General features: G+C 44.4%; 12 protein-coding genes. 7 read left to right on the plus strand and 5 right to left on the minus strand.

All coding sequences use genetic code 11. From position 1 onward, the window contains the following. Nucleotides 1–61: 61 nt before the first annotated feature. The gene (locus tag PBAL39_RS25870; protein WP_008246480.1) at nucleotides 62–466 is read right to left on the minus strand and encodes a DUF6266 family protein; all 405 of its coding nucleotides are present in this window, start codon (nucleotides 464–466) and stop codon (nucleotides 62–64) included. 496 nt (nucleotides 467–962) lie between these two features. On the opposite strand from PBAL39_RS25870, the gene purH reads away from it, so the two are divergent. The 6 genes from purH to rodA all read left to right on the plus strand — a co-directional run bounded on the left by purH (nucleotide 963) and on the right by rodA (nucleotide 8,239). After that, nucleotides 963–2,489 carry a bifunctional phosphoribosylaminoimidazolecarboxamide formyltransferase/IMP cyclohydrolase gene (purH, locus tag PBAL39_RS23505; RefSeq protein ID WP_008246481.1) on the plus strand — a complete coding sequence of 509 codons (1,527 nt, stop codon included), beginning with the start codon at nucleotides 963–965 and terminating at the stop codon, nucleotides 2,487–2,489. Nucleotides 2,490–2,578: 89 nt separating this feature from the next. Continuing rightward, a complete protein-coding gene (locus tag PBAL39_RS23510) occupies nucleotides 2,579–3,601 on the plus strand; it encodes a rod shape-determining protein (RefSeq protein ID WP_008246482.1) in 1,023 nt (340 codons plus the stop codon). 91 nt (nucleotides 3,602–3,692) lie between these two features. Beyond that, a complete protein-coding gene (gene mreC, locus PBAL39_RS23515; RefSeq protein ID WP_008246483.1) occupies nucleotides 3,693–4,529 on the plus strand; it encodes a rod shape-determining protein MreC in 837 nt (278 codons plus the stop codon). Further along, nucleotides 4,522–5,037: a hypothetical protein gene (locus tag PBAL39_RS23520; protein WP_008246484.1), complete on the plus strand. Its 516-nt coding sequence runs from the start codon at nucleotides 4,522–4,524 to the stop codon at nucleotides 5,035–5,037. The genes mreC and PBAL39_RS23520 overlap by 8 nt, the downstream gene beginning before the upstream one ends. Next, entirely contained in the window at nucleotides 5,037–6,983 is a 1,947-nt protein-coding gene (mrdA, locus tag PBAL39_RS23525; RefSeq protein ID WP_008246485.1) for a penicillin-binding protein 2, read from the plus strand. Before PBAL39_RS23520 ends, mrdA begins: the two co-directional genes overlap by 1 nt. Next, nucleotides 6,980–8,239 (plus strand): rod shape-determining protein RodA, encoded by a 1,260-nt coding sequence (gene rodA, locus PBAL39_RS23530; protein ID WP_008246486.1) that lies wholly within the window; start codon nucleotides 6,980–6,982, stop codon nucleotides 8,237–8,239. Before mrdA ends, rodA begins: the two co-directional genes overlap by 4 nt. A gap of 28 nt (nucleotides 8,240–8,267) precedes the next feature. On the opposite strand, the gene PBAL39_RS24935 is transcribed toward rodA, so the two are convergent. After that, a complete protein-coding gene (locus PBAL39_RS24935; RefSeq protein ID WP_008246487.1) occupies nucleotides 8,268–9,635 on the minus strand; it encodes a hypothetical protein in 1,368 nt (455 codons plus the stop codon). A 100-nt stretch (nucleotides 9,636–9,735) separates the two neighbouring features. Between PBAL39_RS24935 and PBAL39_RS23540 the strand changes: the two genes are divergently transcribed. Further along, the gene (locus tag PBAL39_RS23540) at nucleotides 9,736–10,329 is read left to right on the plus strand and encodes a thymidine kinase (RefSeq protein WP_039867594.1); all 594 of its coding nucleotides are present in this window, start codon (nucleotides 9,736–9,738) and stop codon (nucleotides 10,327–10,329) included. A gap of 217 nt (nucleotides 10,330–10,546) precedes the next feature. On the opposite strand, the gene PBAL39_RS23545 is transcribed toward PBAL39_RS23540, so the two are convergent. The 3 genes from PBAL39_RS23545 to PBAL39_RS23555 form a co-directional block, all read right to left on the minus strand. Beyond that, nucleotides 10,547–11,077, minus strand: a complete 531-nt coding sequence (locus PBAL39_RS23545; RefSeq protein WP_008246489.1) for a ferritin — start codon at nucleotides 11,075–11,077, stop codon at nucleotides 10,547–10,549. 101 nt (nucleotides 11,078–11,178) lie between these two features. Then, nucleotides 11,179–11,544, minus strand: a complete 366-nt coding sequence (locus tag PBAL39_RS23550; RefSeq protein WP_008246490.1) for a hypothetical protein — start codon at nucleotides 11,542–11,544, stop codon at nucleotides 11,179–11,181. Between the two features lie 557 nt (nucleotides 11,545–12,101). Then, on the minus strand, nucleotides 12,102–13,297 hold a 1,196-nt coding region (locus tag PBAL39_RS23555), incomplete at its 5' end, for a SusD/RagB family nutrient-binding outer membrane lipoprotein (RefSeq protein ID WP_008246492.1).

Here is a 13,297-nt window from a genome sequence, read left to right on the forward strand (position 1 = left end):
CTATCTTTGCCAGGAAAATACAACAGCACCATACACTATCATTTCATGAGTCCAGTGAATATCACTTGTTGTTTCCATTAATCGTGACTCCCCCCTCCGTTTTAGTCACCCCAACTTCCAAAGGGACAGGCACATCTCCATGGCTGAGAATAACTTGGCTGTAATCGATCCGCATATTGGGATATTCCCCTGTTAAGGCCTCTGTTTTCACATATGAAGTAGCCAGATTGTGCGCATTCTTCGTTGTCCCCTTCGCTTCAAATGCTAAACTGACTTTTATGAAATCGTTTACCACACGCACAAAATCCATCGTAACCGACATCGCATGCTGGTTTGCAAGCTGAGCTTTACTCTTCCTTTTCGGTTGTAGTCCAATCGTACGACTGACGTACTGCCCATTGAGCATATAATATACCACATTTCCGATTTTTCCGATAAATCTTCCTTCGCTTCCTGAAATAGCCATAATGTTTGTGTTTAAGTTAATATTAGACCATGTTAAGTTTTACACAAAAAAGGAGAGTTTGTATCATAGATCCAAATACGCTTCGTAACAAGTCTGTTATTAAACGTTCATTTTCAATTGGTTAAAAGATCGACAGGACATTGTTGATACGTCTGTTAACCGAACCGAAGCCCTACCAACTATTTCTTAAAAGTTATTCAATACCGCCACAATATCAGACCGTATACGAAGCGTATATAGGCACTGGTCGTTGATCTACTGGTGTTGATACGGAGGATACATATCTTTTGTTCGAGGCTATTGAGTTATTCAGGTCTTTTCACAAAATGGAACGCAGTGTGTTCCGAATTGAGCTGGACGCATTACGGTTTGCTGGTTAAAATCAGAAAGAGAAGATGCCCGGTTGTTCTATATGAAGGAAGCTATTAATGACCACAAATAAACATTTGACAATAATAGAAAAACAGGTAACTTTGCGGCTCAAAATTTTTCTCTAATGAGTCAATCTATAAAGATCAAAAACGCTTTAATTTCAGTTTATTACAAAGACGGTTTAGAACCTTTAGTTCGCTTACTGGCTAAACAAGGTGTTCAATTATTCTCTACCGGAGGTACAGAACAGTTCATTAAAGATTTAAATCTTCCTGTTACTGCGGTTGAAGACTTAACCGGATACCCTTCTATCCTCGGCGGCAGAGTAAAAACATTACACCCTAAAGTATTCGGTGGTATCTTAAACCGCAGAGGCCTGACTTCAGATCAGCAGCAGATCGCGGAATATGAAATTCCCGAAATCGACCTGGTGATTGTTGACTTATACCCTTTTGAAGAAACGTTGAAAGCGGGTGGCACAGCAGAAGAAATCATTGAGAAGATCGATATCGGCGGCATCTCCCTCATCAGGGCGGCAGCTAAAAACTTCAACGATGTGGTCATCCTTGCTTCAAAAGACGACTACTCCACATTACAGCAACAACTGGAAGAACAGGAAGGCACAACTACTTTAGCACAACGTAAAGCATATGCTAAAAAAGCATTCCACACTTCTTCTCATTATGATACGGCCATCTTCAACTATTTCAATGCTGAAGAGCCTTTAAATGTATTCAAACAAAGCGTAAATACTGCTCAGCCATTGAGATATGGGGAGAACCCGCATCAGCAAGGTGTATTTTATGGCGACCTGAATGCCATGTTCACCAAACTTAATGGTAAAGAACTTTCTTATAATAATCTGGTAGACGTAGATGCCGCTGTAGCCCTCATTGATGAGTTCGAAGAGCCTACTTTCGCCATCTTAAAACATACTAACGCCTGTGGCCTTGCCTCAAGGGACAACATCAAAGATGCCTGGGACATTGCCCTTGCCTGCGATCCGGTGTCTGCCTTCGGTGGTGTGCTCATAGCTAACAGGGAAATCGACCTGGCTACCGCGACAGAAATCAACAAACTGTTCTTCGAAGTACTCATCGCTCCTTCTTACCAGCCTGAAGCAGTAGAACTGTTCCGTGCTAAAAAGAACAGGGTCATCCTTCAGCGCAACGAAGTGGAGCTGAGCAAAAAACAGTTCAAAACTTTGCTGAATGGCGTAATCGAACAAGACAAGGACCTGATCATCGAAAATGAAGATCAGATGGTTACCGTAACCGAGAAAGTTCCTACTGCAGAGGAACTGAAAGACCTTTTCTTCGCCAACAAAATTGTCAAACACACAAAATCAAATACTATTGTTTTTGTCAAAAACAACCAGTTACTGTCCAGCGGCGTAGGCCAGACCTCACGTGTTGATGCATTGAAACAGGCAATTGTCAAAGCAGATGCTTTTAATTTCAGCCTGATTGGTTCTGTAATGGCTTCAGATGCCTTTTTCCCCTTCCCTGATTGCGTGGAAATTGCTGCTGATGCCGGAATCACCGCGGTTTTACAGCCAGGAGGTTCTATAAAAGATGCAGACTCCATCAATATGGCCAACGACAAGGGAATAGCCATGGTTACTACTGGTATTAGACATTTTAAACACTAATTTATTTAACTGCGAATACAATAAAAAGACGTAGTTTTACATTACTATAGTATACTGGATTTTTAATACTTAAAATATCACCTAAATAAATGGGTTTATTCAATTGGTTTACACAAGAGGTGGCTATCGACTTAGGTACAGCCAACACTCTGATTATACATAATGATAAAGTGGTTGTTGATGAACCATCCATCGTTGCCTTCGACAGACAAACAAACAAAATTATAGCAATCGGCAGACAAGCCATGCAGATGGAAGGTAAGACGCACGACAATATCCGTACGGTCAGACCACTTAAAGATGGTGTAATTGCCGATTTTAATGCTGCTGAAGCCATGATCAAAGGAATGATCAGAATGCTCAATGGTGGTAAAGGATGGATGTTCCCCTCCCTCAGAATGGTCATCTGTATTCCTTCCGGAATCACTGAAGTGGAAAAACGTGCTGTGAGGGACTCTGCCGAAATTGCCGGCGCCAAAGAGGTCTACCTGATCCATGAGCCTATGGCTGCTGCTGTGGGTATCGGAATCGATGTGGAAGAGCCTATGGGTAACATGATCATCGATATCGGTGGTGGTACTACAGAAATTGCCGTAATCGCATTGTCTGGTATCGTGTGCGACCAGTCTATCCGTGTTGCAGGTGACAATTTTGACTCCGACATCGTCAACTACATCCGCCGTCAGCACAACATCATGATCGGCGATCGTACTGCTGAAAAGATTAAAATTGAAGTAGGTGCTGCTCTGCCTGAACTGACAGACCCACCTGCGGATTTCGCCGTTCAGGGTAGAGACCTCATGACAGGTGTTCCCAAACAAATCACTGTTTCCTATACTGAGATTGCACACTGCCTGGATAAATCCATCTCCAAAATTGAAGAAGCCATCCTGAAAGCACTCGAAATCACTCCTCCGGAGCTTTCTGCCGACATCTACCAAACGGGTATCTACCTGACCGGTGGTGGTGCACTGCTTCGTGGCCTTGATAAACGTGTGGCTGCAAAAACCAAACTTCCGGTTCACGTAGCTGAAGATCCGCTTCGTGCCGTAGTACGTGGTACTGGTATCGCTTTGAAAAACATCGGAGGTTATAAATTCTTAATGCAATAGCATTTGGAATTAAGTCACGGACAGCAGCAACAAATGCCGTCCGTGACTTAATCCTTTAAATCTTAAAACCTTACTCCTCAAATCGAAAAGTATGCGTAACCTTTGGATTTTCATAAACAGATATAACGCATTTTTCTTTTTTATCATCTTCTTTACCATCGGTATCTACCTTACCGTAAGTAACAATGTTTATCAAAGGAGTGTGGCTGTAAACTCCACTAATGAGGTGGTAGGCAACGCCTATACCAACCTGAATATCATCAAGAAATACATCAACCTCGGTGACGTCAACGACAGCCTCTCTGTTGAAAATGCAAAACTGAAAACTACCCTGCTCGCACTGCAGCAGCTCGACAGCGCCAAAGGGGGCACCATTAAAGATACGGTCAACAAAACCCAGTATACCTATATTGCAGCCAGGGTCATCAAAAACTCAGTTACCCTACGCAACAATATCATTACGATCAACCGCGGGCAGGCTGATGGAATTGAAAAGGACATGCCTGTCATCTCCCCTGATAAGGGTGTGGTGGGTTATGTAAGGGATGTATCTGAACACCTCGCAACGATACAGTCGCTGCTGCATAAGGACACTAAAATCAGTGTGAACGTGAAGAAGAATAACGCCCTGGGCTCACTCGTGTGGGGTGCAAGGAACTCAGACTTCAAAAAAGCATACATCAAAGATGTTCCTAACCACTTTAAAATTGCACTGAAAGACACCGTCGTAACTTCAGGGTTCTCGGCTTTTCCTCCAGGCATTCCCGTTGGGAGAATCAGCAATACCGGCATCTCTACCGGAGATAATTTCATGACCATCGAAATCGATCTTTTCAATGATTTTAGTACCTTACAGTATGTTTACGTCATCAAAGACAAATTAGCACAAGAACAGAAAGCTCTAGAATCAAAAATACCTAATGAATAGTAAAATAGTACTGGTCAATATACTCAGGTGGTTTATTCTCCTCTTTATTCAGATCATCCTGCTAAGAAACCTTAGCCTCTACAGCCTGTCAACTCCCTTTGTCTACATCCTGTTTTTACTGCTGCTTCCTTTTGGCATTCCAAACCTGTTGCTGTACCTCATCGCTTTTGCTACGGGTTTAACCCTGGATGCATTCTATGATACCCTGGGCGTACATACCGCCGCATGTGTTACCCTGGCCTTTGTCAGGATTTCCTTTATTGCGGTAACGGTCAACAGGGACAACTTTGACGAGCCGGAGCCAACACTGGGCAACATGGGCCTTAAATGGTTTTCTTTTTATGCAGTGCTTTGCATCATTGCCCATCACCTGGTGCTCTTTTTTCTGGAAACATTCAGGCTCACCGAATTCGGCTATACGATCGTCCGTTGCCTGCTCAGTGCCGCCTTCTCCTTTTTCCTGATCCTACTAATCGAATTTCTATTTTATAACAGAAAGGCACGCTAATGGACAATCTGTTCAACAGGAAATACATCATTCAGGGCCTGTTTATAGCGGTTGGCCTCATCCTGGTCGCCACCCTATTTTACATCCAGGTAGGCACAGATAAGTACTTCATCTCGGCAGAAAGCAATGTGCTCCGTAAAATCTATACTTTCCCTGCCAGAGGTATCATCATGGATAGAAATGAGAAGGTGCTCGTTCAGAATGAACCGGTATACGACCTCATGGTCATCCCCAACCAGGTGAAGGAGTTTGATACAACCGCATTGTGCCAGATCATCGGCATCGACATGAAGAAGTTCAGAAAGAATTTCCTGAAAGCAAGAAACCAGTCGCGATACCAACCCAGCATCTTCGAGAAACAACTATCGGTACAGATTTATGCCACCCTCTCTGAGAAACTGAGTCGCTATCCCGGTTTTTTTGTACAAAGCAGGACCGTCCGCTACTATCCCGACAGCGCTGCAGGTCACTTTTTCGGATATGTCAAAGAGGTGAGTCCTACCGATATTGCGGAGAGCAACGGTTATTACAGTCCCGGTGATTATATTGGCAAGGCGGGAATAGAAAGACAATACAACAATGAACTCCGCGGTGAAAAAGGGATTGTCAACATGTTATACGATGTTCACAATGTTCCTCAGGGCAGTTACGCGGAAGGGAAATACGACACACTGGCCAAATCGGGTGAAAGTGTCATCTCTTCACTTGATTTCCGCATACAGAAACTCGGTGAGCAGCTGATGAAAAATAAGGTCGGCAGTATCGTTGCCATAGAACCCTCGACAGGAGAGATCCTCGCCTTCGTCAGCAGCCCTGGCTACGATCCCAACCTCATGGTAGGCCGCCAGCAGGGAAACAATTACATGGACCTCATTAAAAACCCCAACAGGGTGTTTAATGTGCGCCCGATACAGGGCTACTACTCCCCGGGATCGGCATTTAAACCTTTGGATGCATTATTGGGTCTTCAGGAAGGTGTGATTGATCCCAATACTACCTTCAATTGCCCGGGTTATTATCAGGCCGGTAACCACCGTCTAAAGTGTGAGCACGTAGATGGGAACATCAGCCTCAGGAGAGGACTGGCCAGGTCCTGCAACACCTACGCCAGTTACGTTTTCCAGAAACTGATCACTCAAAGAAAATATAAAAATCAACACCTGGCATACGATGTATGGCAAAATAAAGTACGTAAGTTCGGACTTGGGGCCCCGCTTGATGTTGACATGCCATTTGAGCGTAAAGGGATTCTCTATACTTCAGATGAATACACAAAAAAGCTGGGTAAATACTGGGGTTATACGACTGTCATTTCACTGGGTATCGGTCAGGGGGAGATGAACGTAACGCCGCTCCAGATGGCAAACATCATGGCCATCATTGCCAACCGCGGTTATTACGTCAAACCACATCTCATCAAAGCCATTGGTGAGAAGAAAGTCATCAAAAAGGAATATGTAAAGAAAAACTATGTTGACGTGGATGCCAGGCACTTTGAACCAGTTATTGACGGTATGCAAGACGCTGTAAATGCCCCATGGGGTACTGCACGCGGATCGGCTATCGACAACATCCTTATGTGCGGAAAAACAGGAACGGTACAAAACCCACGTGGCAAGAACCACTCGGTATTCATCGGTTTTGCTCCCCGCGACAATCCTAAGATTGCCATTGCTGTAATTGTAGAGAACGCAGGTTTTGGTAGTGCTTATGCTGCACCTATCGCCAGTTACCTTACAGAAAAATACCTGAAAGACAGCATTTCAGTTTCTAAGAGGGCCAATATGGAATGGATCAAAAACAAAGAGATCCTTCCGGATCCTCCTAAACCGAAGGTAAGAGCAAAGCCAAAAACAGCCGACTCTGCAAAAACAGATACCACACTGAAAACATTACCGAAAAAGAAAACAGTTACAAACCTTAAACCGACAACAGCTGCAAAATGAATCAACAGGGAGGCAGGTTTTTCTTTAACGTAGATTGGGTAACCATTCTGATATATGTGGCACTTTGCGCAATTGGTTTTGTGAATATCTATGCCTCCATCCCTAGAGCGGAGGCGGAAGCATTTAGCTTCGCCACCAACTACGGCAAGCAGCTTGTTTTCATCATCACCGGGCTGATTGTGGGTTTCTCCATTCTGCTGCTCGACGCCAAGTTCTTCAGTGTTTTCTCTCCTGTAGTTTACGGGGTCACCATGCTCCTCCTCCTGGCCGTGCTGGTCGTCGGACGAAAGGTAGCCGGAAATCAGGCCTGGATTCCTATAGGCAGCTTCAGGCTACAGCCGTCCGAGCTGGCAAAGTTCGGCACTGCATTGCTGCTCGCGCGTTATGTCAGCAGCTTCGGCCCCAAGTTCAGGGATGTCAAGTCTATCTTTTTTGCCGGTATCATCATCGTCATCCCTTTATTCCTGATCATGCTCCAGCCGGATACGGGTTCGGCATTGGTATTCCTGTCATTCATGTTCCCCCTATACCGGGAAGGCCTCTCCGGTTATTTTCTATTGATTTTTCTGGGGATGATTGTGCTGTTCATTGCCGACTTCCTCGTGCCTATGGGTATTCTTATTGGAATCATCCTGACCATTGGTGGAATATTCATCTACCAGAACAGACGAAAACAAAAGATCATGTTTTCCAGCATCACCGTTACCATCATTGCTATTCTCTATTTATTCCTTGTCAAACTTTCTTATGAGAAAGTGCTGGAACCACACCAACGCACCAGGATTGAGATCATGCTGGGCTTGAAAACCGATCCTAAAGGCGCAGGTTACAACGTCAACCAATCGAAGATTGCCATCGGATCAGGACAGCTTACCGGTCGCGGGTTCCTTCAGGGCACGCAAACAAAATACGGATATGTGCCGGAACAGAGCACCGACTTTATATTTTCGACTATTGGTGAGGAATGGGGCTTTGCAGGATGTTTTACGGTCATCGCTCTTTACATATTTATGCTCCTTAGGGTCATCAACCTTGCAGAGCGACAGCGATCTACCTTCTCACGTGTGTATGGATACTCCGTGGCCAGCATCATCTTTTTCCACGTATTCATCAACATCGGCATGACGATAGGCATCATTCCCGTAATTGGCATTCCATTGCCTTTTATCAGCTACGGAGGGTCATCCCTATGGAGCTTCACGGTGCTGCTGTTCATCTTTCTGAAGCTGGACTCCAACAGGATGGGATTTATCTAATCTGCGTATTTTTAATGTTAAAAAAGCGCTATTGGGCTGGAAAGCGTTGGTTCAATAATTCATAAAACTTATCTACTGTCCCCTGCTTAGCAGCCCAGTTGTTCTTCACTGCGTAGTTATTTTGCAGAAAAGCATCTGCGGACTTAAAATCAGGCATTTTGTTCAGCTGATCAATCACCTCAGCGTAGGCAAGTCCGTATCCACTGAAAAGGTCTTTCACATACAACATTTTATCATTGATGTTGATGCCATGCTTCAGATCCGTCAGCGGCTGCCTGCCTGAATTCGCTGTTGATGGTTTGGCACCCATCTGCCCTGCAAGACGCTCATTTAGCGTAAGCTTGGCATCATCCTTCTTTTCCGGCTGTGTTGCACTGAGCGGCTGTGAAGCAGCCACAGGGGTAACATTAAAGGCCTCTGCATTACCAGATGCAGCATCCGTTTCCTGCGGAGCTTTTTCCTGCAACTCAGGTGGTTGCTGGTTGCTGATGTGCTGCACTTCACGCTCCATCGGCATTTCTTTCTTTTCCAGCTGATCCGGCACCAATGTAGTGGTCGCCGGAGGAATTACATCCTCTTCTTTGGCGACCAGGAAAGGCTCCGGTCCGATTTCATCTTCCTCATCAGCTTCAACCCGACGTTGCTCCTGCTGGGCGCGTAATTTTTGTTTCTGAGCGATGATGAATTCCTCTTCCTTACTCAATGGGCGATCAAATATGTCGTCAATAGATTTCTCTTCGAAATCAAACTTATCGGAAAGATGACTGTCCTTCAGGATAAATTCGAAACTGGACGACTCATTGTCTATTTTAAAAACTTCCTTATCAAACAAAGAAGGAATATCATCAGTTGCTGCAGCAGCTACCTCCTCCTGCTTTTCCTCCTCTGCATTATCCTCCTCTTTTTCTGTAACATGATGCCCTCCATCCAGAAAATCATCTTCAGCAACATACTCATTTAGAGGTAGAGACTCAGCCTCATTTAGAGGTAGAGACTCAGCTTTAATGCCAGAAGAAAACTCTTCTCGGTCTAAATCCACTTTGCCCTTTGTTAACTCAGCATCATTTTGCTGAACATCCCTGTCTTCATTTTCCAGACCTAAGGAAGCCGTTGTCGCTGGCGCTGCCGCAGGAAGCTCAATCACTGCCGGGGCAGTTTCCTCGATTCCATTGTGGTCCTTTGTTGCTCCGGCCTCTGGAAGCTGCTGTTGTATTTTCGTGTTATTAATTTTCTGTACAATCTGCACATGATCTGTTAGAAAATGGGCATTGGCCATAAAAAGTTCCAGCTCCAGTTCATTGAGTTGCTGTGGGTTCTGCGCCAGATATTCATATTGATCCTGAAGTTCATTTAAGATCAGTCCGATTTTTTTGAATATATCTTCTTGGTTCATCATAACTTAATAACGGGGGATTTGATGTTTTATGTTGGTAACTTGCTACCCAAAAGTACTACAAAATTTCGATATTAGAGGGCTATAACGATTACAATCACAGATGTTATTTAGCGAACAGAATTACAGAAGAGGCGAGTTTTGCGGCAGTATAGAGGTAATTTGCGGCTCTATGTTTTCAGGTAAAACAGAAGAATTATTGAGAAGACTAAAGCGGGCTCAGATCGCTAAACTGAAAGTTGAAATCTTTAAACCCAGAACGGATACCCGTTATGATGAAAATGCGGTGGTGTCGCACGACCTCAACTCCATCCAGTCCACTCCTGTAGACCACTCTTCTACCATCCTGCTGCTCGCACCCGATGTAGAGGTTGTCGGCATTGATGAAGCCCAGTTTTTTGATGAGAACCTTCCTGAGGTATGCAACACACTCGCCAATAAAGGCATCCGTGTGATTGTTGCAGGATTAGATATGGATTTCATGGGAAAACCTTTTGGTCCCGTGCCCGCCCTGATGGCCATTGCAGAGCTGGTCACCAAAGTAAATGCGGTGTGTGTATGCTGTGGTGCCCCTGCGGTATATTCTTACCGCACGGTTGCGGATGAACGTAAAATACTGCTGGGTGAGAAAGACAGTTATGAGCCACGGTGCAGACCTTGCTACCATGCGCATGACGACGAAGTTACGAGGTGCTAAGCCCGTACAGCTTAATTACGCAAGGGGACAATTTTTACAACGTTTCCCCCGCAGATACTTCTCACAGCAATCCTTCTTCTTCTTGTCCTTTTTCTCCTGCTTGGATTTCTTCTTGTCTTTTCCCACGTTGATATCTCCCTGTCTATAAATATACAAAAATAGCACGTACGAACCGCACGTGCTATTGTAAAATCTATTCAGAAAACCGACGGGCAACCTAAGCTTCGCTATCGTATTTGATCTGACCAACATGTTTGTCGATCTGCCATCTTCCTGTACCTTCTTCACCAATCACTTCAAATAGCTCCAGGGCACGTCTAGCTTTATATTCTTCTTCACGTTGTTCTTTGAAGAACCAGTTCAGAAACTCTAAAGTCACGTAATCCTGCTCTTTATGGCAACGCGCAGCGATATTTTTGATAGATTGTGTTACACTGATCTCCTGGTCCAGTGCCTCTTCAAAAACTTCACGGAAAGAGTTGTATTCTAGTTTGATATCGGTTACTTCCGGAGAAATTGCGTTCCCACCCATATCAAGTACATATTTATAGAATTTTAGCTGGTGATGTCTCTCCTCTTCAGCTTGTTTGAAGAAATAATCCGAAGAGAAATCGTAACCATTGCGGTTACACCATGAAGCCATTGAAAGATAAATCGAAGAAGATAATGCCTCCTTTTTGATTTGTTGATTTAAAAGTGTCTCTACGTCTGACGAGAGTAAACACTTAATGCGCATGATATCTTTCATAGTAATTATAATTTATTCCTTTTTATTGATACAAAAATAGGGCAATAAATTACAATTGCTTCATTTAAAAGCAATATGGAAAGATTCTAAGTCTAATTAGATCAGGCAACTATCCTGAAAAGGCGATCTTGGATGATGTGGTTGAGCTCCAGCATGACGAAGGTACCGGACAACAGTTCCTTCATAGCGATGACCTCTAATAAGGACAATACATAACAATGGTCGCATGCACAGATAAAGATGATCTCCACATCAGCAGTCTTCCCGCTGTTCAGCAAAATCTGCTCAATATCAATATTATTGATCGCTTGTCGCAGTTTCAACAGATTGCGATAATCAAAACGGGCCAGCTTGCCTGCGAAATCAATATACCAGCAATACTCGCTATCAGATTGAAAAACAGCACCCTGCTTAGTACTAAATACTTCTACAAAATTTACCTGACTAAATACTGCTGTCTTCTGCATCAATTACTTATGGATTGTTTGCAAAGATTGTGATTATTTAGATTTAATCCAAATCGCGCAGACTACTTTTTTAAAAAAACAACATTCGCGTAGGATTGTCATCGTTTCGTAAAGGAAATGTCACGCTTGCGAATAAATTATCCGGAATATTTGCAAATTAAATATCTATTCCTACATTTGTCCTTGAGAGCGTTAATTTAAACGGGGGTAAGTCCGGAGGACCTACTCCCGTTTCCTTTTTACACGCTTTTTCTCAGCTCTAATCACCCACTGCTCACTTACATAAGTGATTCATTATCATCCATTTCAAGAACATCAGTATACCAAAAACCTTGCTTTAAGCCAGCAATGCTCCGCAACACGTTCGGTGTATGTTCCATACATGTTCGGCGCAAAGCCGGTTTAATATGACAGAAAACTCGAAGCAAAGAAAGACCAAACAGAGACAATTTCTATCTTTTGTCCCTGTTTAGTCTCTGTTTGGTCTGGTTTTATAGCGAACAGATACCGAACATGCATTGGGCATGGACCGAACACATACCAGACAATGTACAGGACTACTTATCCCACCATACCCTGGAAGTAAGTACGTCTCCTCCCGGAACACGGTCGCGCGCAGCGTTATAATTAGCCGTATTCGATCCAGCCTCACTAATCGGATATGGAAATCTCCTCGGGATAGTGCCGCTGGTGGAATTTCCAGGATAAACTACCGGGACCAGCTCAGGGTATCCTGTCCTTCTCCAGTTGGCCCAGGATTCATAGAAATCAAGCATCGTATTGGTCAGCGCCCAATACTGCCAGTTGATCATACTCAGTCCATTTGCTGCCACATAGGGATGCGCATTGGCATAAGCTTCTGCCACACCTTGATCAATGGCTGCTGATGTACCATATTGTCCAAGGTAAGTGATTGCATTTACCAGACCTGCTCTATAATGCGCCGCAGCACTGCCACCAATATTAAACCTTTGTGCCGCATCTGCAAGTAAAAATTCAGACTCCGCGTAGGTCATCACAAAGGCAGGTGCATCTCTCCTGATCATCACCGGACTTGGAGAGGAATAAGCCTGCATGGTCGTATAACTCGCATCAAGGCTAATCCCCAAACCGGCAGTCGTACTCAGGTCCTTACCATTGGGCATCCCCTTTTGCACCGCCGGGCTCGCATTTGCATTAGGATTCTGATCTTTGGTCACATCCGTGGTGTACAGGTTCGTCACGGCGATGGCGCCAAGTCTTGGGTCATTTGTACTTTTCAGGTAGTCGATAAAGGTTTTAGACCAGCGCACATAAAAATTCTCATTTCCACCGTCACCCAGTAATACCTGACTGTTTCTGTTGTTGGTTGGCCTCCCCCCGTCAGCATCTCCTTTCAGGAAGGCGTTATCGTCATTCCCGGTCATCGTATTCCCAACAGCCTGAGTGGCATAACGCTGTGCCGTGGCAGGATCCACCTTACTCAGGCGCATGGCCATTCTCAACATCACACTGTTGCCAAAACGTTTCCACTTGGCAATATCTCCACCATAATAAGCATCTCCTGCAGGTTTATCCCCGTTGACATCCAGCGCAGCTACAGCCTCGCTAACCTCCTTCAACAGGTCAGTATAGATGGCCTGCTGACTATCATACACCGGAAAGTAGTTTTTTTCATAATAACCGACACCCGCCTGACTGTACGGAACATCGCCGTAAAGATCTGTCAGCCGCTGGAAGATCAACGCCTTCATGATGCGGGCAATCTGGTGCA

The organism is Pedobacter sp. BAL39 (assembly GCF_000170795.1).
GTDB lineage: Bacteria > Bacteroidota > Bacteroidia > Sphingobacteriales > Sphingobacteriaceae > Pedobacter.